We start from the raw sequence: 23,162 nt of genomic DNA, 5'->3' as shown, positions 1-23,162 counted from the left end.
CCGGACTCTCGTTCACCGCGCTTCGCGCGAGTTCAGTCGTCTTACGTCCGGGCACCCCCACGCTCCGCCCCCGTCCCCCTCGCGTGGAGGGGCGACTCCACGGTGAGTGCTCGCCTCGGGAGGTGGGCGGATGCCCGGAGGTGGGCGGCCCCGGGTGCCACATGCTCGCCGTGGTTGCCCCCCACGTGGGAGGGCGCACCCACCGTGGGTGCTCCCCTCCGGGAGGTGGGCGGATGCCCGGAGGGGGCGGCGGGGGATCTACGACAGGAAGTCGCGGGCGATGTTCGCCGCCTGGCGTTCCAGCAGTGGGCCCGCCTCGGCGATGCACTTCGCCGTGTCGGGTTCCAGGTCCGTCAGCGGGTAGGCCCGGCGGATGCCGGCCCTGCCCAGGGCCTCGGGCTGCAGGACCAGGCGGCCGCAGACGGCGACGACCTCGATGCCGGCCGCGCGGGCGGCCGCCGCGACGCCCGCGGGGGCCTTGCCGTGCAGGGTCTGTTCGTCCAGGGAGCCCTCGCCGGTGATGACCAGGGTCGCGCGGTCAAGGGCCGGGCCGAAGCCGAGCACGTCCAGCATGACCTCGATACCGGGGCGGAAGCCCGCGCCGAGGGCGACCAGCGCCCCGTACCCGATGCCGCCCGCCGCGCCCGCGCCCGGCGAGGCGGCGAGCTCGGTGGCGCGGGGGCCGATCGCGTCGGCGAGGACGGACGCGAAGTGCCCGAGGGCGGCGTCCAGCTCGGCCACGTCGTCGGGCGAGGCGCCCTTCTGCGGCCCGTACACCGCCGGCGCGCCCTTCGGCCCGGTCAGCGGATTGTCCACGTCGCTGGCGAGGACCAGCTCGACGTCCGAGAAGCGGGCGTCGAGGCCCGACAGATCGGCGATCGCCAGGTTCCGCAGACCGCCGCCGCCCGGGCCGACGGGCTTGCCGTCCGCGTCGAGGAACCGCGCGCCGAGCGCGGCGAGCATCCCGGCGCCGCCGTCGGTGGTGGCGCTGCCGCCCACGCCGAAGACGATGCTGCGCGCGCCCGCGTCGAGCGCGGCGCGCAGCAGCTCGCCGGAGCCGTAGGTGGTGGACGTCAGCGGGGCGAAGACGCCCTCGGGCAGCAGCTGGAGGCCGGACGCCTCCGCCATCTCCACGACCGCCGTGCCGTCGCGCAGCGCGTACGCCGCGGTCACCGGCTCGCCGAGCGGCCCGGTCACCCGTACCTCACGCCGTTCGAACCCGGCCGCCACCGCGGCCGCCACCGTGCCGTCCCCGCCGTCGGCGACCGGCAGGGTCTCCACCCGGAGATCGGGGACGACGTGCCGGAGCCCGGCCGTCACCCGCTCCGCGACCTGCACGGCCGTGAGCGAACCCTTGAACTTGTCAGCCGCGACGAGCACGCGCGCGGCCTCCGTTACTGCTCCGTCCGTCACCTTGCATCCCTTGCTATCGAACAGGCAGTCGCGCCGACGCCGACCCTATCCGTACGGTCGGACGGTGTGCCACCCCTGTCCGGCGTACGGACCCGCTGGTCAGACCGGTTCCGGGTCGCGCGCGCGGGCCCCTCGTGTGACGCTGCCCCCATGACGTGGGCCTCCGGCCCCGCGGAGCCGACCCTGGCCGACCGGGTCCTGGGCGGCTGGTCGGGGCGCATCGCCGGCAACATGCTGGGCAAACCCGTCGAGCGCGGCGACTACTGGACGCGCGACCGGATCGACCGGTACCTGCGCGCCACGGGCGCCCTGCCCCTGACCGACTACCTGCCGGAGCCGCCGGCCGACGCGTCCGGTTTCGAGCTGCGCCCGGAGTGGCCGCAGTGCGTGCGCGGCCGGATCCGCGGGAGCTGCCGCGACGACGACGTCGACTACGCGATCCTCGGCCTGCACCTGCTGGAGACGCACGGCTTCGGCTTCACCACCGAGCAGGTGGGCGCGCTGTGGCTGCTGCGTCTGCCCTACCTGCAGACCTTCACGGCCGAGCGCGCCGCCTACCGCAACCTGGCGGCGGGTCTGAAACCGCCGCTGACGGCCACGCACGACAATCCGTACCAGGAGTGGATCGGCGCTCTCATCCGCGCGGACGTCTTCGGCTGGACCTCCCCCGGAGATCCACGCCGGGCCGCGTCGCTGGCCCGCAGGGACGCGGTGCTGTCGCACACGGGCAACGGGGTGTACGGCGCGATGTGGGCGGCCGCGCTGATCGCCGCCGCGTTCACCGCATGCGGCGTCCGCGACGCGATCGAGGCGGCGCTGGTCCGCATCCCGGGGAGCAGCCGCCTGGCCCGCACGGTGCGGCACGCCGTCGCGCTGCACGAGGCGGGCGTGAGCTGGTCCGGCGCGCTCGCCGAGCTGGAGCGGGAGACGTCCGGGCTGCACTGGATCCATGTCGTGCCGAACGCCGCCGTGATCACGGCGGGCCTGCTGTACGGGGAGGGCGACTTCACGCGCACGATCGCCCTGACGGTGCGCGGCGGGCTGGACACCGACTCCAACGGTGCCACGGCGGGCTCGGTCGCGGGCGTGCTCTGCGGCGCCTCCCGCATCCCCCGCCGGTGGACCGATCCCCTGGAGGACCGGGTGCGCAGCGCGGTGTTCGGCTTCGACGGCGCAGGCATCGGGGAACTGGCGGAGCGCACGATACGGCTGGTGGAGTCGTGCGGACGTGCGAGCCCGGCGGGGTTGGCCGGAGAACCCCTAGGCTGATCACCGTGAGCACCGATTACGCAACGTACATCGCCGGCCTCCCCCGCGTACTGGCGGGAGCCGCCGCGATCTTCCGGGACGGCGAGGGGCGCGTGCTGCTGGTCGAGCCCAACTACCGGGACGGCTGGGCGCTGGCCGGCGGGACCATCGAGTCGGACGGGGGCGAGACCCCGCGGGAGGCCGCCCGCCGGGAGACCCTGGAGGAGATCGGGCTCGATGTCGAGCTGGGCCGGCTCCTCGCGGTGGACTGGGTGCCCGGCCCGGGGCGGCCGCCGATCGTGGCGTACGTGTACGACGGCGGGGTCCTGACCGGCGAGCAGTTCCGGGCGATCCGGCTCCAGGAGGACGAGCTGGTCTCCTGGAAGCTCGTGGAGCGCGAGGAGCTGCCGGCGTACCTGCTGGGCTCGCTGGGACCGCGGGTGCTCGCGGCGCTGGACGTGCTGGGGAACGGCGGGGGCGCGGTGGAGCTGGAGAACGGGCGCCCGCCGCGCTGACGCCCGGGCGGGCCCGGGCGTCAGCCCTGGTTGTCCTGCGGGGCGCTCTCGGTGATCCGGGGCTGCTCGTCGCGCGAGGTGACGCGCGCCTCGGTGCGGTGACCGCGCGCGATGTAGTCGCGCACAACCAGTTCGACGGCGTCCTGGGGGCTGCCGACACCCGCCAACACCATGACTTCCACGACGAGTTCGGCATCGAGCGTGACGGTGACCCTGGCCATGGGGGTGACCGTATCGCACGTGCCCCGCCGCGGGCGCGGGCAGCGGGAAAACCGGTTCGCGGGGGAGGGCGGTGCTGCCTAGGGTCGCCGTATGACTCTCGTCGCGATCCTCAGCGGTGCCGGTATCTCCACGGACTCCGGCATCAGTGACTACCGCGGGCCGAACGGGCTGTGGCGGCGCGATCCGGAGGCCGAGAAGCTCGTCACGTACGCGTACTACATGGCGGACCCGGAGATCCGGCGCCGCTCGTGGCTGATGCGGCGCGACAGCGAGGCGCTGCGGGCCGAGCCGAACGCCGCGCACCGGGCCGTCGCCGAGCTGGAGCGCACGCCCGGGTTCGCCGTGCGGGTGATCACGCAGAACGTCGACGGGCTGCACCAGCTCGCCGGGATGCCAGCCCGCAAGGTGCTCGAACTGCACGGCACCGCGCGAGCGGTGGTGTGCACCGGGTGCCGTGCGCGGTCCTCGATGGCGGAGGCGCTGGCCCGGGTGGAGGCGGGTGAGGAGGATCCGGCGTGCGAGGCGTGCGGCGGGATCCTGAAATCGGCGACGGTGATGTTCGGGGAGCGGCTGGACCCGGTGGTGCTCGGGGAGGCGATGGGGATCGCCAAGGCCGCGGAGGTGTTCATCGCGGTGGGCTCGACGCTCCAGGTCCAGCCGGCCGCCTCGCTGGCCGGGATCGCGGCGGAGCACGGGGCGCGGCTGGTCATCGTGAACGCCGAGCCGACGCCGTACGACGAACTGGCCGACGAGGTGGTGCGCGAGCCGATCGGGACGGCTCTGCCGGCCCTGCTCAAGCGGCTCGCCTAGGGTGCCTCGCCGATCCGGCGTGATCGGCGAGACGCTCCCCGCAGCGGGTGATCAGAAGAGAGCATCGCTCTCGAAAGCACTGCTCATCGGAGGGCTGCTCGTGGTGTGAGCAGCGCTCACGGGAGCACCGCTCTCGAAGGCGAGCAGCCGCTGCTTGCGGTCGAGGCCGCCGCCGTAGCCGGTGAGGCTGCCGCTCGCGCCGATGACGCGGTGGCAGGGGACGATGATGCCGATGGGGTTCTTGCCGTTGGCGAGGCCGACGGCACGGGAGGCCCCCGGTCTGCCCAGCGCCTCGGCCAGTTCGCCGTACGTGCGGGTCTCGCCGTACGGGATCGTCCGCAGCATCTGCCAGACACCGCGCTGGAAGGGCGTGCCGGCGAGGTGCAGCGGGAGGTCGAACACGGTGAGCTCACCCGCGAAGTACGCGTCGAGCTGGCGGACGGCCTCGCCGAAGGGCCGCGGGTCCGGGTGCCCGAAGGTCTCCTCGGCGGGCCGGTGGCGCTGTGCGGTCATGTACAGCCCGCTGAGGACCCCGTCGGTGGCGACGAGGGTGAGCGGGCCGTAGGGGCTGTCCGTGACGGTGTGCTGTCGGCGCATCGGTCGGCTTCCTCACGAGGGCAGGTGGTTGATGGGGTGGGTGTCGGTCGCCCACAGGTACTGGACGGCGTACGCGCGCCAGGGCCGCCAGGCGGCGGCGCGGGCGGTCAGCGCGGCGGGCGTCGACGGCAGTCCCAGCCCCTCCGCGGCGCGGCGGATGCCGAGGTCGGTGGGGAGGAAGGCGTCGGGGTCGCCGAGGGCGCGCATCGCGATCACCTCGATCGTCCAGGGGCCGAAGCCGGGCAGCCGCGCGAGGCCCGCGCGGGCCTCGTCCCAGTCGCTGTCCAGGCCGAGCCGCAGCGAACCGTCGGCGAGGGCGGCGACCAGCGTGGTCAGGGTGGTGCGGCGGCTGCGGGGCAGCGCGAGGGCCTCGGGGTCGAGGGCGGCGAGCGCCTCGGGTCCGGGGAAGAGGTGCGTCAGGCCCCCCTCGGGGTCGTCGACCGGTGTGCCGTGCGCGGCGACGAGACGCCCGGCGTGGGTGCGGGCGGCCGCCGTGGAGACCTGCTGTCCGAGCACCGCCCGTACGGCGAACTCCGCCGCGTCGACGGTACGCGGGACCCGGCGGCCGGGCGCCTTGTCCACCAGGGGCGCGAGGAGCTCGTCGCCGCGCAGCCGGGCGTCGATGGCGACGGGGTCGGCGTCCAGGTCGAGCAGCCGGCGGCAGCGGCTGATGGCGAGGGTGAGGTCGCGCGGGTCGGTCAGGGAGAGGCGGCAGGCGATGTGGTCGGGGCGGGGTGCGAGCTCGGCGATGCCGTGGCCGTGCGGGAGGGCGAGGGTGCGCCGGTAGGCGCCGTCGCGCCACTCCTCGACGCCCGGGACCGCGGTGGCGGCCAGGTGCCCGAAGAGGTTGTCGGGGTGGAGCGGGGCCCGGTACGGCAGCCGCAGCGCGATGACGCCGGGGGTCCGCGGGAGCCGGGCAGTGCTGCGTGCGGCGCGGGCGCGCAGCTCACCCGGGGCCAGCGCGAAGACCTCGCGGACGGTGTCGTTGAAGGTGCGTACGGAGGCGAAGCCGGCGGCGAACGCGACGTCCGCCATCGGCAGTTCGGTCGTCTCGATGAGCAGCCGCGCCGTCTGGGCCCGCTGGGCGCGGGCCAGCGCGAGCGGGCCCGCGCCCAGCTCGGCGAGCAGCTGGCGCTCCACCTGCCGGGTGGAGTAGCCGAGGCGGGCCGCGAGGCCGGGCACGCCCTCGCGGTCCACGACCCCGTCCTGGATGAGGCGCATGGCCCGGGCGACCGTGTCGGCGCGGGCGTTCCACTCGGGCGAGCCGGGGCTGGTGTCCGGGCGGCACCGCTTGCAGGCACGGAAGCCGGCCTGCTGGCAGGCGGCCGCGCTCGGGTAGAACGTCATGTTCTCGGCCTTCGGCGGCACCACCGGGCAGCTCGGCCGGCAGTAGATCCGGGTGGTGAGGACGGCGGTGAAGAACCAGCCGTCGAACCGGGCGTCCTTGGACTGGACGGCCCGTACGCAGCGCTCGGTGTCGGTGTGCATGGTCTCCAGCATTCCGGACCGGCGGCACACCGGGCTGGCGAAAATTCGACATCATCCTCGCGCTGCCTGCGGCCCGGTTCTCCCCCGCCTACAGCGCGCGTGCACGGCGAGCAGGTCCGCGCGAGCAAGGGCGAATCCGGCCGATGGAGCCCGCGATGCCCCGTTCAGGTCCGTCCGAGGGCGTCGGCCATGCGGCGCAGGCGCCGGTGGTGCCGCACGCTGTACCAGGTGAGCCACACCAGGAAGGCGCCGAAGAGAAGGCCGTAGCCGATCATGGCCCGCGGGCCGGACGTGGCGGCGATGAGGACGTAGAGGGTGCCCAGCATCACGCAGAGGAAGGCGAGGGCCGGCCACCGGTGGCGGGTGTGGTGCAGCCGGCGGGCCACCAGCTTCGCCATCGCCTCCCGCTCCCCCGGATCCGCGGGCACGTCGCCCCGGCGCAGCTTGTGGTCCAGGCCCGCCACCGTCGCGTCCGATCCGCCGACAGCCCGCCGCTCCCCGCGCCGGCGCGCGACGAGGACGGCCGCTCCGCCGAGCGACATGACGGTGACACGCACCAGCACCTCGCCCCATGACCTCGCCGGGTCGATCAGCAGGATGACGGCGGTGGCGGCAACCACCGAGAGCGCGATCTGGACCCATAAGTGCCGGGTGAGCCACCTGTTGACGCTGTGCATGACGCAACTCCTCCTGCCGGTGCGGTACATGGACACCGGTCCGTCTTCCCGCGCGGCCTCGCCGGCATGACCCGGTCGCGGAGCGTGTACGGACGGCCACGTTTCGCGAGGTGGGCACGTTCCGCGACCGGCTGCGTACGCGGGTGGACACGGTGCAGGTGGGGCGGGGCGCCCGGCCCGCGCGGAAGCGCAGGGCAGCCGTACGGTCGTACGAAACGCTTCATATCGGCATAACCTGGTGGTACTCGTACTCCCGCGCCTGGGGGAATCATGGAACTCGGCTTCTTGAAACCGCTCTTCGACCGGCCAGGCCCATGGGCTTCTCTGTACATCGACACCTCGCGCTCGACGGAGGACGCGGCGAAGGTCCAGGAGCTGCGCGACCGCTCCGCCGCGTCGCAGCTCATCGAGGCGGGCGCCGACGCCTACACCGTGAGGGCGGTGATGGACCGGCTCGCCCGCGAGCCCGTCTCCGGCTCGCCGCCGGGCCGGGCGCTCTTCGCCACGGGCGCCGAGGTGGTGCTCGACGTCCCCCTCGCCGTGGCCCCGCCCTCGATCGAGGCGACCTGGTCGATCCTGCCGCACATCGCGCCGCTCGCCGATCTGCGGGGCGACCGCCCACGGTGCCTCGTGGCCTACATCGACCGGACGGGCGCCGACTTCGAGCTGCGCGACGGGCACCGCCGCGAACCGCTCGGCCAGGCCCGCGGCAGGGAGTGGCAGGGGCGCGGGCACCGCAGCCTCCCCGAGGACCGCTACGAGTGGCACTACCGCAACAAGGTCGAGAACAGCGTGAACGAGACGGCCGACGCCATCGTCGGCGAGCTCGCCCGGGCGTGGCCCGGGAGCGGCGCCGAGCTGCTGGTGCTGGCCGGTGACGCCCGTGAGCGCCGGGCCGTGCACCACCGGCTGCCCGACCGCATCCGGGCCGTCACCGTCGAGGCGGAGAACGGCAGCAGGTCCCCCGGCGCCTCGAGGCGGGTGCTGGACGAGCAGATCGCGCGGGCCTGCGAGGAGTTCACGCGCGAGCGCCTCCACAGTGCGCTCGACCGCTTCCGCGTCGGGCGCGGCAGGCCCGGCGAGCACCGTGAGGCCGCCGCGCTCGACACCGGCCCCGGGCAGGCGGCCGAGGGAGTGCCGGCGGTCGTGGACGCGGTGCGCAAGCACCAGGTGGCCACCCTCCTGCTGTCCCTGGACGCGTCGGACGCACGGCGCGAGGTGTGGATCGGGCCGGGCGTCGACGAGGTCGGGGTTCAGCGCGGCCACGTCCAGGCGATGGGTGTCGCCAAGCCCCAACTGGCGCGTGCCGACGACGCCCTGCTGCGGTCCGCCGCCGCGGCGGACTGCGAGGTCCTCCTCGTCCCGGACGGCACGCCGGGTCCGGCGGGCGGGCTGGGTGCGGTGCTGCGCTGGAGCATGTGAGCGGGGACGGCCGTCCGGCGGCGCAAGGACCGGGCGCTACGGGGCCGCCCGGTCCTGGCCGGCGGCGCCGCCCGCGTCCGTTCGCCGGACCAGCCGGTAGCTCATGGTCCGGAACGGCGCGCGTCTGCGTTCCCTGAGGCGGGCGCGGGCGCGCAGGCCCAGCCCTTGCGCCTCGACCATCAGCTCGGCGAACGCGGGGTCCCGCCGTCTGCGTTTGTAGACGGCCTCCTTGGAGACACCGGCCCGGCCGGCCGCTTCGGCGACGGTGTCGCCCCGGCGCAGCGCCGCGAGGAGCGCCTCGGTGCGGGCGGGGGTCCAGCCGGTGCGGCCCGGCGGCATCCGGTGGGCGGGCGGCGTAGCTGCCGGCGACCGTTCGGCGGGCCTGGGTAAGCCGCCGGGACCGGTGCGAGCGTCCGGGGTGTACGTCGGTGGCATGCGGCGGTTCCGTTCTCAGGCGGGGCGGGTCGGGGCGGCGCCCCCCGCCGGGCGGCGGGGCGGCGGAGGCGGGGTGCGGAGGGCCGCGGCCCGTGGCGCCGCCCGGATGATCGCGGCGACCAGGTCGCCCGCGGGCGGCGGGCCGGGCGGGGGCTGCCGGGTCATGAGCGGCCGAGGAGCCGGCGGCGGTGCCCGCAGGTGCGCGTGCCGGCGAGCAACTCCTGGATGCGGTCGGCGGCTTGGGTGGCGTCGTACGCCGGGGCACGGAAGGCCAGCCGGACGTCGCGGTGGCCGCGGGCCCGTTCGAGCCGGAGGGTCAGCGCGTGGCGGTCCAGGGCGAGCGGCCATACGCGCAGGACGCCCTGGAGGTGCCGCGGGTCGACCAGGCGCGTCAGCCGTGCCATCTCCTGGGGGTGGGCGTCGGCCAGGTGGGTGAGCAGGGCGGCCTCCTGCCCGGCCAGGGGGTCCGCCACGGCCAGCACGATCTCGTCGAGGCCGACGGCCGAGGTGCCGGACGCCGTGGCCAGGGTGGCGCGTGCGGTGTCCAGGCGGAGCGCCACGCGGTCGGTGGCGCCCGGCGGGTGAAGAGGCGTCAGCCATCCCGAGAGCGTGACCCGGGCGCGGACTCTGTCGCGTACGGCGGTGGGTGCGACGTCGGTGAACTCCAGCAGGGCGGCCAGCGCGCCGCGTGGCGCGTACGCGGCCTGCGCCGCCGGTGGACTGCCGGCCGGCAGGTCGAGCCCGACCTGCCCCCGCTCGTCGACGGTGTGCAGTCCGACGAGGTCGTAGCGGTGTCCGTCCGTGGTCATGGTCAGCGAATCCGCGCGGGCCAGCACTGAACGGACCTGCTCGGCGGCGGTCGGTTCGGCCGGGGGGACGGCGGTGGCGCCCATCGAGGACCTCCCTTAGGTTAGGCATACCTAACCTAGAACAGAAGGAACCTGGATGACCAGCCCGCCGACCGGGCCGGCGAACACGATGGCCGGATCCACGACGGTGCCACCGGGCGGCACCCCCGCACCGGAGCGGCCCGCCGCAGCACAACCCGGACGCGCCGGGTGGCACCGCTCCGGCGAATCGACCGGGCCGATCCGAACCCCTCTTCGGGCTTGCGCGCAAGGGGAGTTGGAGGTACGCAGGGGGCGCACGGGTGCGCGCTAGATCTCGACCTGATCACAAGTCACATCTATTCCGGTCGAACCATTAGGTGTGCCTTACCTAAGTTGTATGGTGGCGCGGTCAGTCCGGCGGCAGGAGGGGTACGTGGTGTCCGAAGGCGATGTCCGTCTGGTGGCGAAGGATCTGGACGTCGGGCACGCGGGACGCCCGGTGCTGCGGCAGGTGGACCTGACCCTCCGGGCGGGCGGCATCACCGTCCTGGTCGGCCCCAACGGCTGCGGGAAGTCGACCCTGTTGCGGACGGTGGCCGGGCTGCTGGACCCGCTCGGCGGCGAGGTGCGCATCGACGACGTGCCCCTGCGCTCGCTCGGGCGCCGCGCGCTGTCCCAGCGCCTGGCCTTCCTCCCCCAGGCGTCGCAGGCGCCGGCCGGGGTGACCGTGCGGGAGCTCGTCCGGCACGGCCGGTACGCCCACCGCGGCGCTCTCTCCCGGCACACCGCGGAGGACACCGAGGCCATCGACTGGGCGCTGGAGGTCACCGACGCGGCTCCGCTGGTCGACCGCCGGCTCGACGAACTGTCGGGCGGAGAGCGCCAACGCGCCTGGCTGGCCATGGTGCTGGCGCAGCGGGCGGGTGTGCTGCTGCTCGACGAGCCCACCACGTACCTCGACATGCGCCACCAGTTCGAGGTGCTCGACGTGGTGCGGCGGCTGGCCCGTGAGCACGGCATCGCCTGCGGCGTGGTGCTGCACGACCTGATGCAGGCGGCGGCGTACGCCGACCACGTCGTGGTGGTGGCCGACGGCGGGATCACCGCCTCCGGCACGCCCGACGACGTCATCGACCCCGAGGTCATCGACCGCGCGTTCGGCCTGCGCGTCCACGTCGTGCGCGATCCGGCGACGGGCTACCTCGCCTGCTTCCCCCAGCGGTCGGAAGCCCCCACCGCGCCCTGACCCCGAACCCGCCCCCCACGACGGTTCGCCCGCATCACCAGTACACAAGGAGAGATTCACCATGCAGAGAATGCTGCGCGCCCTCGCGACGGGCGGTACCGCTGTGGCCCTCATGCTCACCGCCGCCGGCTGCGGGTCCGGAACCGTCGGGGACACCACGGACGACAAGACGGGCGGGGACAAGGCGGCGAGCGGAAAGATCACCGTCGACACGGCACAGGGCAAGGTCACCCTGGACAAGCCGGCGGCCAAGGTGGTGACGCTGGAGTGGACGTACGCCGAGGAGCTCGTCGCGCTCGGGGTCACCCCCACGGGCAACGCCGACAACAAGGGCTACGGCACGTGGATCACGGCCAAGGGCGCGGGCCTGCCCGCCGGCGTCACCGACGTCGGTGACCGCAACGAGCCGAGCCTGGAGAAGATCCGGGCGCTCCAGCCGGACCTCATCGTGATCGACAACGACCGGTCGAAGGCCAACCTCAAGCAGCTCCAGGCCATCGCGCCCGTGCTGTCGTTCACCTACACCACCAAGCCCCAGCTCGCGACGATGAAGAAGAACTTCACCGAGCTGGCGAAGGCGGTGGGCAAGGAGGACAAGGCCGGTGAGGTGACGCAGCAGATCGACACCAAGGCCGCCGACCTCAAGGCCCGGCTGGACAAGGCCGGCAAGGGCGGGCTGAAGTACGCGCTGGCGCAGGGCTTCACCGCCAACGGCGCCGCGTCGATCCGGATGCTCACCGACGACGCCATCGCGCCCCAGGTGCTCAACCTGGCCGGCCTGAAGAACGGCTGGAAGGGCCAGTCCGACGCGTGGGGCATGACCACGGTCGGCGTCGAGGGCCTCACCAAGGTCGAGAAGGACTCCACCTTCCTGTACGTCGCCGCCGACAACGACAACCCGTTCACCGGGGACCTCGCGGGCAACGCCGTGTGGAAGGGCCTGGACTTCGTGAAGAACGACAAGGCGCTGGCGCTCGACCCCGGCACCTGGCTGTTCGGCGGCCCGCTGTCGGCGATGCACATCCTCGACGAGACCGGCAAGGCCCTGAAGGTCTGATGGCTTCGGAAGGACTGACGGCCCCCACGGCCCGTCCGCTCGGCCGCCGCCCACGAGCTGTGCTCGTGGGCGGCGCCCTGTCCGCCGTCCTGTGCGTGGTCGCCGTGGTGCACCTCGGTCTCGGAGCGTCCGGGGTGGGGATCGGCGACATCGTGGACCTGCTCCTCGGCCACGGTGATCCGCGCACCCAGGACGTCCTGGTCGGCAGCCGGCTGCCGCGCACCCTGACCGGACTCGTGGTCGGTGTCGCGCTCGGCGTCTCCGGTGTGCTCGTGCAGGGAGCGACCCGCAACCCGCTGGCGGCGCCCGACACCCTCGGTGTGAACGCCGGGGCGTACTTCGCCGTCGTGCTGGTGGCCTTCACCGGCATCAGCCTCGGCCCGGTCCCCGCCGGTGGCGCCGCGTTCCTCGGCGGGCTCCTCGCGGTCGCCGTGGTGTATGTGCTCAGCAGCGGCGGGGTGATGACGCCCGGACGGGTGCTGCTCGCCGGGGCGACCGTCGCCCTGGCCGCCACCGCGGCGGCCGAGTTCCTGCAGATGCTCGACGTGCAGGCGACCCGGGGGCTGTTCTTCTGGGGCAACGGCACCCTGATGCAGTCCGGCCTGGAACGGCCGCTCGTCCTCGGCGCGGTCGTCGCCGCCGGCGCGCTGATCGCGCCGTTCCTGGCCCGGCCGCTGGACCTGCTGGCGCTGGGGGACGAGACGGCCGAGGCGATGGGCGTACGCGTCGAGCGCGTCCGGCCCGCGGCCTTCCTCCTCGCGGTGCTGCTCTCCGCGGCCGCCGTCTCCCTCGCCGGGCCGATCGGCTTCGTCGGCCTGATCGCCCCCGTGGTGGTACGGCAGTTGGGGATGCGCAAGCACGCGGTGCTCATCCCGGCGGCCGCGCTGCTGGCCGCCGCGCTCGTGCTCGGCGCGGACGCGGCCGCCCAGCTGATCGTCAAGCCGTCCGCCACCCAGCCCGCGGAGATCCCGGTGGGCGTGGTCACGGCGCTCATCGGCGGGCCGGTGTTCATGGCGCTGGCGCGCCGGGTCAGCACCGGCGACGCCGACACCGGCGCGGCCGTCGTGGTCTCCGACCGGCGCCGCGCCCCGGGCTACGCCGTCGCGCTCGGCGGCGGGCTGCTGGCCCTGGCCGTCGCGATCGTCGTCTCGCTGCGCGTCGGCGACGTGGAGGTCACCTGGAGCCAGCTGGGTGCGGCGGTGTTCGGCTCCGCGGAGCAGATCACCGAGGCGGTGGTGGCCTACCGGCTGCCGCGCATCCTGGTGGCCGCCCTCGCCGGGGCGTGCCTGGCGGTCGCGGGGGCGGCGGTGCAGGCGGTGGTGCGCAACCCGCTGGCCGAACCCGGGCTCGTCGGCGTGACCGGCGGGGCGTCCCTCGGCGCCATGACGGTCATCCTCGTGGTCCCCTCCGCGCCGCTGGTGGCCCTGCCGGCCGCGGCGGGCGTCGGCGGCGTGCTGATGCTCGCCCTCGTGGTGCTCGTGGCCCGGGGGACGCGCGGCGGCGGCCGTAGCGGCCTGGATCCGACCCGGGTGGTGCTGGTCGGCCTCGGCGCGGCCGCCACGTCGATGGCCCTGGTGAACATCATGGTGGTCGGCGCGCAGATGAACATCTCGGCCGCGCTCAGCTGGCTCGCCGGCAGTACGTACGCCCGGGACTTCTCCGCGCTGGGGTGGCTCGCGCTGCCCGCGGTCGTCGCGGTGCTGCTGGTGATCGCGGCGCGACCGGTGAACCTGCTGGCCCTCGGCGAGGAGCTGCCGCGCGCCCTGGGCCTGGAGCTGGGCCGTGCCCGGCTGCTGGTCCTCGGTGCGGGCGCGGTGCTCGCGGCGGGCACCGCCGCGGCGGTCGGCGCGGTGGGCTTCGTCGGACTGGTCGCCCCGCACCTGGCCCGGCGCGTCGTCGGCAACAGCGCGGCCCGGATGGTGCCGATGGCCGCGGTCCTGGGTGCGGTGCTGGTGGTGTCCTCGGACGCCCTGGGCCGGTGGCTGCTGGCGCCGACCGAGATCCCGGTGGGCATCGTCACCGCCCTGGTCGGCGCCCCGTACCTGGTGTGGCTGCTGCGCCGGACGCGGGAGCTCTGACGCGGCCCGGTACATCGGCGCACGACCCGGAGCGACACGCGGACCGCCCGGGGCCCGGGCAGCCGGGCCCCGGGCGGTCCGCATCGCGGGCCCGCGCGGAGGACGCGGCGTCGCTCGCCGCGGGAGGCGGGCGTACGTGTCAGGGTGTCGCCATACGGGAGGACCGGGGGCGCTCCGGGGTGCCTCCGAGGCCCGGCGTCCCCGCCCTGAGGGTGCGGGCGGCCACCACACCGAGCAGGCAGACGAGGGCGGAGGCCAGGCAGACCGCGGTGAAGGCCCCGGCGAAGGCGGAGCGGGCGAGCGGCTGGAGCGCGGGGTCGAGCAGCTCGAAGCGTCCGGTCTCGACGGCCTCCCGCAGCGACGTGGCGCCGTCCGGGCCGGTGCCGGCTCCGGGGCCGCCGGCCAGACCGTCGCCGAGACGGGCGGAGAACACGGCTCCGAAGGCGGCGACGCCGGTCGCCGTGCCGAGCGGGTAGCAGGCGTTGGTCAGTCCGGACGCCATCCCGGCCCGGTCGGCGGGCGCGGCACCCACGGCGACGCCCATGAGGGGCGGGAAGATGACGGCCCCTCCGATGCCGAGGAGGACCAGGCCGGTGACGGTGGCGGCCCGGCCGCCGCCCGCTCCTGCGGCGGCCAGGCCGATCAGGCCCGCCCCCTGGGCCGCGAAGCCGCCGGCGACCAGGACGTCCGGGGCGAACACCTTCTGCAGCCGGGCGACGAAGAGTCCCGCCACCAGCAGACTGCCCGTCAGCGGTAACAGGTGCAGCCCGACCTCCAGCGGTGAGTACGCATGGGCGCTCTGCAGCCACAGCGTGACGAAGGCGAGCACCCCGAGGCTGGAGAGCCTGGCGAGGAAGCCCAGCACCGCGGCGCCGGAGAACGCCCTGATGCGCAGCAGCGTCATGTCGATCAGTCCGTCGCCGCGGCGCTGGCTGGCCACCAGGGCGAGGGCCAGGACGACGGCGACGGCCGCCGAGAGCAGCACCTCCGGTGCCGTCCAGCCCGCTTCCGGGCCGGTGACCAGCGGATAGTGCAGGGCCAGGAGCGTCCCGACGCCCAGGACGGCCCCGAGGGGGTCGAGTGCGCGCCGGGGCTCGGCCGGGGTGTCCGATTCCGGCATGCGGGCGAGCGCGCCGGCCACGACCAGGACCCCGATCGGCACGTTCACCAGGAAGATCCACCGCCAGCCGAGCGCCTGGACGAACAGGCCGCCGACGACGGGGCCGAGCGCCCCGGCGGCGGAGGCGATGGCCGCGAACGCGGCTATGGCGGCCTGGCGGCGGGCGCCCTCGTAGGCGGCGGCGAGCAGGGCGAGCGTCGGTGCGAACACCAGGGCGCCGCCGAGCCCCTGGGCGGCACGGGCGGCGATGAGCGTGCCGATGTCCGGTGCCAGGCCGCACCCGGCCGAGGCCACGGTGAACAGGGCCATTCCAGCCATGAAGACCGACCTGCGGCCCACGCGGTCGGAGAGCGCTCCCGCGGTCAGCAGCAACGCGCCGAAGGCCAGCGAGTAGGCGGAGACGGTCCACTGGACCTTGCCGAGTCCGCTCTCCAGGTCCCGGGCGATGCCGGAGAGCGCGACGTTCACGACGGTCACGTCGAGCGTCATCATCACCCCCCCGGCGCTGACGAGGGCGAAGGTCCATCGGGGCGTACGACGGCACGAAGGCACCGCTGAGCACCTCCAAATCGGGGGTCCGGGGTGGAACGCGCACGCCCGGCACCGACACTGATGAGCCGTCAATTCCCTTGTGGGGCCGGGTGGCTGAAAGTTGACCTTGTCTCTAAGGTAAGCCTAACCTAATCTAACTCCGCCCGAACGTCCAGGCGTTCGAGCGCACTGATCCGGACAGACATCGGAGCTGCCTGATGCCCCAACCCGCCGACCATCCCGTGCCCGCTCTGCCCGACGTGGCCCCGGCCGCCTGGCGCGAGGCCAACCGCCGGCTCCTCGCCAAAGCCATCGGCGAATGGTGCTTCGAGGACATGCTGAAAGCGGTCGAGACCGGCGACGGCGGCTACCGCGTCGACCTCGACAGCGGCACCACCTACGCGTTCAGCGCCACGCCCGGTGCGTTCGGCTCGCTGCGCGTCGACCCGGACTCCATCACCCGCACCGCGACCAGCATGCTGGGCAACGCGATCGCCCAACCCGCCTGGGACGCACAGCAGTTCCTCATGGAGGCGGCCTCGACGATCGGCAGCGACCCGTCCACCGTCGCCACCTACTTCACCGAGCTCTCCGCCACCCTCGCCGTCGACGCCGCGCGCATCACGCACGGCGGCGAGACCGTGGCCGAACTGCGCGGCCTGGGACACACGGACCTCGAGTGCCGCATGACGGGGCACAACCTCCTCGTCGCGAACAAGGGACGGATCGGCTTCTCGGCCACCGACGTACGCCGGTACGCCCCCGAGTCGGCGCAGCCGCTGAGACTGCGCTGGGTCGCCGTCCACCGCGGCCTCGCCGAGTTCCGCGGCACCTCGGACCTCTCCGAACACGGCATCCTCGCCGCCGAACTGGACGAGGTGACCCGCGCCCGCTTCACCGGCGTCCTGGAGGAGGCCGGGGTCGACCCCGCCGGGTACGTGTGGATGCCCGTCCACCCCTGGCAGTGGGACCACGCCGTCCAGATCCTGCACGCCGCCGACGTGGCACAGCGGCGCATCATCCCGCTCGGCGAGAGCCCCGACGCGTACCTGCCGGGCCAGTCCATCCGCACGATGGCCAACGTCACCACCCCCGAGCGGTACGACGTCAAGCTGCCGCTGAAGATCCTCAACACCCTGGTCTGGCGCGGGATACCGCCGCACTGCACCATGGGCGCGCCCGTGGTGACGCAGTGGCTGCGCGGACTGGTGGAGCGCGACACGTTCCTGACCGGCGAGTGCCGGACCGTGTTCCTCGGCGAGGTCGCCTCGGTGACCGTGCGCCATCCCTACCTGTCCAAGCTGGACGAGGCGCCCTACCAGCACCTGGAGACTCTGGGCTGCATCTGGCGCGAGTCGGTGTCGGCGCGCAAGGACCCCGACGAGCGGGTGCGCACCTTCGCGTCACTCCTGCACGTCGACAACTCCGGTGACGCGTTCGTCGCCGAACTCGTCCGCGCCTCGGGCCTCGACCCGCAGGAATGGCTGCGACGCCTGTTCGGCACGCTGCTCGTGCCGATCCTGCACGTGCTCTACCGGTACGGCGTCACCTTCAACCCGCACGGGCAGAACACGCTGATCGGGTACGACGAGAACGACGTACCGGCCCGCCTGTACCTGAAGGACTTCGTGGACGACGTGTGCGTCTCCTTCACCGACGTGCCGGAGCGCGGCCCCGAGCCGGACGGGCACGACCACGTCCTGCCCCGCAAGCACCCCTCGATCATCAAGCAGCACGTCATGGACCAGGTCTTCGTCGGGCACTTCCGCTATCTCGCGCCGCTGTGCGCCGAGCAGCTCGGCGTACCGGAGACGGTGTTCTGGCGCCTGGTCCGGCGGACGATCCTGGACTTCCAGCAGGACTTCCGGAAGCGGTTCCCGGAGCTGGCCGGTCGGTTCGCCGAGTACGACCTGCTGACTCCCGAGATCCCCCGGTACGGCCTGAACCGCGACCGGATCGTCGTCACGCGGTACACCGACCGCGCCCTGCGCCACGCGCTGTACCCGAACGGCACGCACCCCAACCCGCTGGCCGAGGACCGAGGAGACAGGGCGTGACACCGCTGACCGAAACGCGACCCCTGCTGTCCCCGTTCCCGCCGTCGCTGCTCGCCGGTTCCCGCGACGGGCTCGCCGAGGTCCTCGCCACGCTCACCGGGGCCATCGGCGCGGCGTCGGCCGCGCGCCGCCCGGAAGGCCCCCTGCCGGCGGGCACCCCGGCCGAGGTGCTCGCCGCCGCCACCGGCGCGCTGGGCCCGGCCGAGCTGCCGGCCGAGGGGATCGGCGCCGAGGCGGCGCTCCAGCTCCTGGCCACCCTGCTGGTGGAGCACGGCATCGACCTGTCCCACCCCCGGGCCGCCGCCCATCTGCAGCCCCCGTCGCTGGCCGTCGCGGTCGCCGCGGACACCCTGGCGAGCGCCGGCAACGCCTCGCTGGACACCTACGACTCCGGCCCCTCGGCCATCGCGGTCGAGCGCTGGCTCATCGGGGTACTGATCCAGCTGGCCGGGCTCGGTGAACGCGCCGACGGCGTCCTCACGCCCGGCGGTTCGCTGTCGAACCTGATGGGTCTGCTGCTCGCCAGGGACGCCGCCGCGCTGCGGCGCGGCATCGACGCCCGTGAGCAGGGCGTGGGTGCCCTGCCCGGCCCGGTCGTGTTCTGCTCGGAGCTCGCCCACTTCTCCACCCACCGGGCGTGCGCCGCCCTCGGGCTCGGCGAGGCCGCCGTGCACCCCGTCCCGGTCGACGCGCACCGGCGCATGCGGCCGGACGCCCTGGCCGCCGCCCTGGACGCGCTCGGCCCGGACCGGACGCCGGTCGCGGTGGTCGCGACCGCCGGCACGACGGACTTCGGCTCCATCGACCCGCTCCCGGAGATCGCCGAGATCGCCGCCGGGCACGGCATGTGGCTCCACGTGGACGCCGCGTACGGCTTCGGCGCCCTGTTCTCGCGGCGGCTGGCCGGCCGGCTGGCGGGGCTGGAGCTCGCCGACTCCATCACCCTCGACCTGCACAAGACCGGCTGGCAGCCCGCCGCCACCAGTGTGCTGCTGGTCTCCGACACCACCGCGTTCACCTCGCTCGACCGCGAGGTGGCCTACCTCAACCCGACCGACGACTCCGAGGCCGGCTACGACGGCCTGCTCGGCCGCAGCCTGCAGACCACGCGCCGCCCCGACGCGGTCAAGGCCGCCGCGACCCTCCTGACGTACGGCAGGGCCGGCATGGGTCGCATGATCGACGTCTGCCACGACCTGGCCCGCCACGCCGAACGCCGGATCCGGGACGAACCCGAGCTGGAGCTGGTCTCCCCGGCCGAGCTCACCACCGTGGTGTTCCGCTACCGCGGCACCGGCAGGTCCCGCACGGCCCACCCGGCCGCGGCCGACGAGCTCAACGGCGCCCTGCGCCGGCGGCTGCTGGAATCCGGCAGCGCGCTGATCGGGCGCACCGACGCGGCGACGGGCGGCCCGGGCTCGGCCAAGCGCGTGTGCCTGAAGTTCACCCTGCTCAACCCCACCGCCACCATCGACGACATCGACGGTCTCGTGGACATGGTCCTCGACGCCGGCCGCACCTGTGAACGACTGATCGAGGAGGGCGCCGCATGACCGTCACCACCACGGCGGCAACCACCGCATCCACGACCGCGGACCCGCTGCACGCGCTCGACGCGCGCGGCGCCGCCGAACACGCCCACATCGAGGCCCTGCTGCGGTGCTGGCTGCGCGAGACGGGCACGCCCGTCGCCGCCGGCCCGCTCCGGGTCGACCTGCCGACCGCGGGACTGGCCCTCGTCACCGAGGTCACCCACTGCTCCCCCACCGGCTGGCACCGCTTCGCGCCGGCCCGCCTGGAAGGCCCCGGAGGTCCGCTCGGTCCCGTCGCCGACCCGGTGACGGCGGTGGCGCTGCTGTCCGCCGAGGCGGCGGTCCGCGGCGGCAGCCGGCCCGGCGGCGTCCCGGCCGGTGAGGTCGCCGACCTGGTGGAGCGCACCGCCGAGTCCGTGCGCCGGGTCGCCGCGTTCATCTCCGACCGGCGTGCCCATCCGCAGCCGCCGCCCGGCACGGACGGGTTCCTCGACGCGGAACAGGCCCTGCTGCTCGGGCATTTGAACCACCCGGCCCCCAAGAGCCGCGACGGCCTGTCGGACCACGAGGCGGCGGCGTACTCGCCCGAGCTGCGCGGCTCCTTCCGGCTGCACTGGTTCGCCGCCGACGAGTCGGTCGTCTCCCACGACGCCGTCGCGTCCGCTCCCTCCCTCGCGGGCCGGGACACCGTGGCCCTCCTCGCCGACCTGGCCGAGCGCCGTCTGCACGACGGCCGGGTGCTGGTCCCGGCCCACCCCTGGCAGGCCCGGGACCTGCTGCACCGGCCCCGTATCAAGGCGCTCGTCGCCTCGGGCGCGCTGGAACCGCTCGGCGAGCTGGGCCCCGAGTGGTGGCCCACCTCCAGCGTGCGCACCGTGTACCGGCCGGACGCCGAGGTGATGCTGAAGCTGTCCCTCGGGCTGCGGCTGACCAACTCCCGCCGCGAGTCGACCCGTACGGAGCTGCGCCGCGGCCTGGAGATCAACCGGCTGCTGGACGCCGGTTACGCCGACAGCACCTTCGGGGCCCACCCCGGCTTCGCCATCACCCGCGACCCCGCCTGGCTCGCCGTCGACGAGCCGGGCCGCCCGCAGGGCCCGGACGTCACCGGCCTCGACGTGGCCGTGCGCGAGGTGCCGGACGGCATCGCCGACCTGCGCTGCCTGGTGGGGCTCGTGGCCCCGCGGCCCGGCCTCGGCCGCAGCGCGCTCGGCGACGTCGTCGCCGCCCTCGGCCCGGGCGCGGCCGAGGAGTGGACGGCCGACTACACCGACAAGGTGCTGGTGCCCATGCTGCACCTGTACGCCGCGACCGGGATCGGCCTGGAGGCGCACCAGCAGAACACCCTGGTCCGGCTGGACGCGCGGGGCCGCGTCACCGGCTCCACCTTCCGCGACAACCAGGGCTACTACCTGGCCGCGTCGTACCTGCCCGGTCTGCTGGAGCGGCTCGGCGCCGGCTCCTCCACCCTCGCCGTGGTCGACGACGCCCTCGTCGACGACCGGCTGTCGTACTACCTGCTGCGCAACCAGGCGCTGTCGGTCGTCGGCTGCCTGGCCGTCGACGGCCTGGCGGACGAGCGGGACCTGCTCGCCGTCCTCGCCGAACGGCTGCGGGCGGCGCTGCCGGCGCTCGCCGAGGCCGGTCCGGACGGCGACCGGCTGGCGCGCCGCTGGCTGGAGGCGGACACCCTGCCGTGCAAGGGCAACCTGCTGACCCGGCTGCACGGCATCGACGAGGTCCTCGCGCCCCTCGACGCCCAGTCCGTCTACCTCGACGCCCCCAACCCCCTCCAGGAGGCCTCCGTATGACCTCGGCACAGCCGGCCGCCACCGTCCCGGGCCCGCCGCTGCCCTTACTGCATGCCCCCTGGTCGGCCCGGGTCGCGCGGGCCGAAGGCGCCGACCTGGACCTGGTGCACGGCTGGATGCAGTCACCGCACATCGACGCCTTCTGGCACCAGGCGTGGCCGCGGGAGCGCTGGTACGAGGAGATCGCCGGGCACCTCGCGGGCGATGCGATCCTGCCCGTCCTGATCGACCTGGACGGGACGCCACTGGCGTACATCGAGGTGTACCGGGTGGTCCGGGACCGGCTCGCCGGGCACTACGCCGAACTGCCCCACGACCTGGGCGTGCACATCGCCATCGGGGATCCGGGCCGCACCGGGCAGGGCCTGGGCAGGGCGCTGCTGCGCGCCCTCGCCGAGGGCCTGCTGGCGGCCGACCCGGAGTGCACCCGGGTCGTCGCCGAGCCCGACGTGACCAACGCGCCCTCGCTGCGGGCGTTCGAGGCGGCGGGGTTCCGGCCGGCCGGCAAGGTCTCCTTCCCCGACAAGACCGCAGCCCTGCTCGTCCACCCGCGTGCGGAGGAGGACATGCCCCGATGACCGAGAACGGCATCACCGGCGAACACGACGTCGTCGCCATCGGCTGCGGCCCGTTCAACCTGGGCCTGGCCGCCCTGGCCTCGACCGTCGACGACGTCGACCTCGTCGTACTGGAGGAGCAGCCGGAGCTGACCTGGCACCGCGGGATGATGTTCGGCGACGCCTCGATGCAGGTGAACTTCCTCGCCGACCTCGTCACGCTCGTCGCGCCCAGCCACCCCCTGTCGTTCCTCGCGTACCTGCACGACATGGACCGGCTCTACACGTTCACCGTGCGCGAGAACTTCTTCCCCTCGCGGCGCGAGTACGAGGACTACCTGCGCTGGGCGGCGGCGAGGCTGCCGTCGGTCCGGTTCTCGCACCGGGTCGAGGAGGTCCACTGGGACGCGGACGCCGAGCGCTTCACCGTGCACGCCGTACGGGGTGACGGCACGCATCTGCGGCTGCGGGCGCGCAACCTCGTCCTGGGCATCGGCACCGCGCCGTACGTGCCGGACGCGCTGGCGGACCTGCCGCCCTCGATGCTGCTGCACACCTCGGACTACCTGTACCGGGCGGACGACGTGGCGGCCGCCGGCAAGGTCACGGTCGTCGGCTCGGGGCAGTCCGGGGCCGAGGTGACGGTCGACCTGCTGGGCCGGAACCTGGAGGGCGGCCCGGCGGTGAGCTGGCTGACCCGCACCGCGTCGTTCGCGCCGCTCGACTACACCAAGATGAACCTGGAGCTGACGACCCCGGCGTACATGCGGTACTTCCACTCGCTGCCACAGGAGGCGCGCGACCGGCTCGTCGGCGAGCAGTGGCAGTTCTACAAGGGCATCTCCACCGACACCCTGGAAGCGGTGCACGAGCTGCTCTACCGGCGCCAGCTGGAGCACGGACTGGCCGATGTGGAGCTGCGTTTCGGGATCACCGTCGAGGCGGCCGCGGTCGACGCGGTGGGGCGGGCCGTGCTGACGTGCCGGCACCGCGACACGGGGGCGCTCTTCGAGCACACCACCGATCTGGTCGTGGCCGCCACCGGGTACCGCAACCGCACGCCCGCGTTCCTGAAGCCGGTCGACGACCTGCTCCTGCGGGACGGCCGGGGGCGGCCCCGGGTGCGGGTGGACCACTCGGTGGAGCTCACCGAGGGGGTCACCGGCCGGGTGTTCGTGGCCAATGCCGAGGTCCACTCGCACGGGGTCTCCGCGCCGAACCTGGACATCGGCGCCGTGCGCAACGCGACGATCCTCAACGCGATCACGGGCCGCGAGACGTACCGCCTGCCGAAGCGCTCCGCGTTCACGAGCTTCGACGCCCCGGGGCGCACCTCGTAGGAGCCGCCTTCCCTCACCACCGGACGCGCCGCCCGCACCGCCCGCACGGCGGTACGGGTGCCGCGTCCGGGGTCCTTCATCCCCGCGGCGCGCGCGGGTCGCCGGGGCGCCGTAGCAGCGCACGGCGGCGCACGGCCGCCAGCACCTGCTCCAGGGAGCCGACGACCACCTGCGCG

The 23,162-nt window shown here is 74.3% G+C and carries 20 protein-coding genes; 12 read left to right on the top strand and 8 right to left on the bottom strand.

Translation table 11 applies throughout. The features are described 5' to 3' along the window. Positions 1–258: 258 nt before the first annotated feature. A complete protein-coding gene (locus IH00_RS0115600; RefSeq protein ID WP_031073902.1) occupies positions 259–1,413 on the bottom strand; it encodes a glycerate kinase in 1,155 nt (384 codons plus the stop codon). Positions 1,414–1,563: 150 nt separating this feature from the next. Between IH00_RS0115600 and IH00_RS0115595 the strand changes: the two genes are divergently transcribed. Both IH00_RS0115595 and IH00_RS0115590 read left to right on the top strand, forming a co-directional pair. Then, on the top strand, positions 1,564–2,682 hold the full coding sequence (locus IH00_RS0115595; protein ID WP_031073900.1) for an ADP-ribosylglycohydrolase family protein: 1,119 nt from the start codon (positions 1,564–1,566) through the stop codon (positions 2,680–2,682). Continuing rightward, positions 2,682–3,176 carry an NUDIX domain-containing protein gene (locus IH00_RS0115590; protein WP_031073898.1) on the top strand — a complete coding sequence of 165 codons (495 nt, stop codon included), beginning with the start codon at positions 2,682–2,684 and terminating at the stop codon, positions 3,174–3,176. Before IH00_RS0115595 ends, IH00_RS0115590 begins: the two co-directional genes overlap by 1 nt. Positions 3,177–3,196: 20 nt before the next feature. On the opposite strand, the gene IH00_RS0115585 is transcribed toward IH00_RS0115590, so the two are convergent. Beyond that, complete coding sequence (locus IH00_RS0115585; RefSeq protein WP_031073897.1) at positions 3,197–3,397, bottom strand: type II toxin-antitoxin system VapB family antitoxin; 201 nt, start codon at positions 3,395–3,397, stop codon at positions 3,197–3,199. Between the two features lie 91 nt (positions 3,398–3,488). Here IH00_RS0115585 and IH00_RS0115580 point away from each other — a divergent pair, with 91 nt between their 5' ends. Beyond that, positions 3,489–4,208, top strand: coding sequence for an SIR2 family NAD-dependent protein deacylase (locus IH00_RS0115580; RefSeq protein WP_031073896.1), 720 nt, complete (start codon positions 3,489–3,491; stop codon positions 4,206–4,208). A 51-nt stretch (positions 4,209–4,259) separates the two neighbouring features. On the opposite strand, the gene IH00_RS0115575 is transcribed toward IH00_RS0115580, so the two are convergent. From IH00_RS0115575 to IH00_RS0115565, 3 genes are all read right to left on the bottom strand, one after another. Continuing rightward, positions 4,260–4,805, bottom strand: coding sequence for a methylated-DNA--[protein]-cysteine S-methyltransferase (locus tag IH00_RS0115575; protein WP_039946998.1), 546 nt, complete (start codon positions 4,803–4,805; stop codon positions 4,260–4,262). A 12-nt stretch (positions 4,806–4,817) separates the two neighbouring features. Further along, positions 4,818–6,293, bottom strand: coding sequence for an AlkA N-terminal domain-containing protein (locus IH00_RS0115570; RefSeq protein WP_031073892.1), 1,476 nt, complete (start codon positions 6,291–6,293; stop codon positions 4,818–4,820). A gap of 164 nt (positions 6,294–6,457) precedes the next feature. After that, the gene (locus IH00_RS0115565) at positions 6,458–6,970 is read right to left on the bottom strand and encodes a hypothetical protein (protein ID WP_031073891.1); all 513 of its coding nucleotides are present in this window, start codon (positions 6,968–6,970) and stop codon (positions 6,458–6,460) included. A 270-nt stretch (positions 6,971–7,240) separates the two neighbouring features. On the opposite strand from IH00_RS0115565, the gene IH00_RS0115560 reads away from it, so the two are divergent. After that, positions 7,241–8,392 (top strand): baeRF2 domain-containing protein, encoded by a 1,152-nt coding sequence (locus IH00_RS0115560; protein WP_031073890.1) that lies wholly within the window; start codon positions 7,241–7,243, stop codon positions 8,390–8,392. 36 nt (positions 8,393–8,428) lie between these two features. Here IH00_RS0115560 and IH00_RS0115555 read toward each other — a convergent pair whose 3' ends face one another. After that, positions 8,429–8,827 (bottom strand): hypothetical protein, encoded by a 399-nt coding sequence (locus IH00_RS0115555; RefSeq protein WP_158827824.1) that lies wholly within the window; start codon positions 8,825–8,827, stop codon positions 8,429–8,431. A 161-nt stretch (positions 8,828–8,988) separates the two neighbouring features. Further along, entirely contained in the window at positions 8,989–9,720 is a 732-nt protein-coding gene (locus tag IH00_RS0115550; protein WP_031073888.1) for a DUF2470 domain-containing protein, read from the bottom strand. Positions 9,721–10,093: 373 nt separating this feature from the next. On the opposite strand from IH00_RS0115550, the gene IH00_RS0115545 reads away from it, so the two are divergent. The 3 genes from IH00_RS0115545 (at position 10,094) to IH00_RS0115530 (ending at position 14,038) form a co-directional block, all read left to right on the top strand. Then, positions 10,094–10,903 carry an ABC transporter ATP-binding protein gene (locus tag IH00_RS0115545; RefSeq protein ID WP_234334856.1) on the top strand — a complete coding sequence of 270 codons (810 nt, stop codon included), beginning with the start codon at positions 10,094–10,096 and terminating at the stop codon, positions 10,901–10,903. A 61-nt stretch (positions 10,904–10,964) separates the two neighbouring features. After that, positions 10,965–11,960: an ABC transporter substrate-binding protein gene (locus IH00_RS0115535; protein WP_031073883.1), complete on the top strand. Its 996-nt coding sequence runs from the start codon at positions 10,965–10,967 to the stop codon at positions 11,958–11,960. Beyond that, complete coding sequence (locus tag IH00_RS0115530) at positions 11,960–14,038, top strand: iron ABC transporter permease (RefSeq protein ID WP_078887772.1); 2,079 nt, start codon at positions 11,960–11,962, stop codon at positions 14,036–14,038. Before IH00_RS0115535 ends, IH00_RS0115530 begins: the two co-directional genes overlap by 1 nt. 139 nt (positions 14,039–14,177) lie before the next feature. Here IH00_RS0115530 and IH00_RS0115525 read toward each other — a convergent pair whose 3' ends face one another. Continuing rightward, entirely contained in the window at positions 14,178–15,710 is a 1,533-nt protein-coding gene (locus IH00_RS0115525; RefSeq protein ID WP_158827822.1) for an MFS transporter, read from the bottom strand. 197 nt (positions 15,711–15,907) lie between these two features. Between IH00_RS0115525 and IH00_RS0115520 the strand changes: the two genes are divergently transcribed. The 5 genes from IH00_RS0115520 to IH00_RS0115500 are packed head-to-tail and all read left to right on the top strand — an operon-like array spanning position 15,908 to position 22,986. After that, entirely contained in the window at positions 15,908–17,746 is a 1,839-nt protein-coding gene (locus IH00_RS0115520) for an IucA/IucC family protein (protein ID WP_031073877.1), read from the top strand. Continuing rightward, a complete protein-coding gene (locus tag IH00_RS0115515) occupies positions 17,743–19,299 on the top strand; it encodes a pyridoxal phosphate-dependent decarboxylase family protein (RefSeq protein WP_052411404.1) in 1,557 nt (518 codons plus the stop codon). Before IH00_RS0115520 ends, IH00_RS0115515 begins: the two co-directional genes overlap by 4 nt. Continuing rightward, complete coding sequence (locus IH00_RS0115510) at positions 19,296–21,089, top strand: IucA/IucC family protein (RefSeq protein WP_039946996.1); 1,794 nt, start codon at positions 19,296–19,298, stop codon at positions 21,087–21,089. The genes IH00_RS0115515 and IH00_RS0115510 overlap by 4 nt, the downstream gene beginning before the upstream one ends. After that, positions 21,086–21,667, top strand: coding sequence for a GNAT family N-acetyltransferase (locus IH00_RS0115505; RefSeq protein WP_031073871.1), 582 nt, complete (start codon positions 21,086–21,088; stop codon positions 21,665–21,667). The genes IH00_RS0115510 and IH00_RS0115505 overlap by 4 nt, the downstream gene beginning before the upstream one ends. Next, positions 21,664–22,986 carry a lysine N(6)-hydroxylase/L-ornithine N(5)-oxygenase family protein gene (locus IH00_RS0115500; protein WP_031073870.1) on the top strand — a complete coding sequence of 441 codons (1,323 nt, stop codon included), beginning with the start codon at positions 21,664–21,666 and terminating at the stop codon, positions 22,984–22,986. Before IH00_RS0115505 ends, IH00_RS0115500 begins: the two co-directional genes overlap by 4 nt. The last annotated feature ends 176 nt before the right edge of the window (positions 22,987–23,162 follow it).

It is taken from the genome of Streptomyces sp. NRRL S-118 (assembly GCF_000716335.1).
Lineage (GTDB): Bacteria > Actinomycetota > Actinomycetes > Streptomycetales > Streptomycetaceae > Streptomyces.
The sequence above is the reverse complement of the archived record's forward strand: the minus strand, read 5'-3'. Positions and strand labels throughout refer to the sequence as shown.

Bases quoted from the DNA above. Each gene is read 5' to 3' on its own strand.
- IH00_RS0115500 (WP_031073870.1), top strand. From the start codon at position 21,664: ATGACCGAGAACGGCATCACCGGCGAACACGACGTCGTCGCCATCGGC.
- IH00_RS0115505 (WP_031073871.1), top strand. From the start codon at position 21,086: ATGACCTCGGCACAGCCGGCCGCCACCGTCCCGGGCCCGCCGCTGCCC.
- IH00_RS0115550 (WP_031073888.1), bottom strand. From the start codon at position 9,720: ATGGGCGCCACCGCCGTCCCCCCGGCCGAACCGACCGCCGCCGAGCAG.
- IH00_RS0115580 (WP_031073896.1), top strand. From the start codon at position 3,489: ATGACTCTCGTCGCGATCCTCAGCGGTGCCGGTATCTCCACGGACTCC.
- IH00_RS0115555 (WP_158827824.1), bottom strand. From the start codon at position 8,827: ATGCCACCGACGTACACCCCGGACGCTCGCACCGGTCCCGGCGGCTTA.
- IH00_RS0115585 (WP_031073897.1), bottom strand. From the start codon at position 3,397: ATGGCCAGGGTCACCGTCACGCTCGATGCCGAACTCGTCGTGGAAGTC.
- IH00_RS0115595 (WP_031073900.1), top strand. From the start codon at position 1,564: ATGACGTGGGCCTCCGGCCCCGCGGAGCCGACCCTGGCCGACCGGGTC.
- IH00_RS0115560 (WP_031073890.1), top strand. From the start codon at position 7,241: ATGGAACTCGGCTTCTTGAAACCGCTCTTCGACCGGCCAGGCCCATGG.
- IH00_RS0115565 (WP_031073891.1), bottom strand. From the start codon at position 6,970: ATGCACAGCGTCAACAGGTGGCTCACCCGGCACTTATGGGTCCAGATC.
- IH00_RS0115575 (WP_039946998.1), bottom strand. From the start codon at position 4,805: ATGCGCCGACAGCACACCGTCACGGACAGCCCCTACGGCCCGCTCACC.
- IH00_RS0115530 (WP_078887772.1), top strand. From the start codon at position 11,960: ATGGCTTCGGAAGGACTGACGGCCCCCACGGCCCGTCCGCTCGGCCGC.
- IH00_RS0115570 (WP_031073892.1), bottom strand. From the start codon at position 6,293: ATGCACACCGACACCGAGCGCTGCGTACGGGCCGTCCAGTCCAAGGAC.
- IH00_RS0115535 (WP_031073883.1), top strand. From the start codon at position 10,965: ATGCAGAGAATGCTGCGCGCCCTCGCGACGGGCGGTACCGCTGTGGCC.
- IH00_RS0115510 (WP_039946996.1), top strand. From the start codon at position 19,296: ATGACCGTCACCACCACGGCGGCAACCACCGCATCCACGACCGCGGAC.
- IH00_RS0115520 (WP_031073877.1), top strand. From the start codon at position 15,908: ATGCCCCAACCCGCCGACCATCCCGTGCCCGCTCTGCCCGACGTGGCC.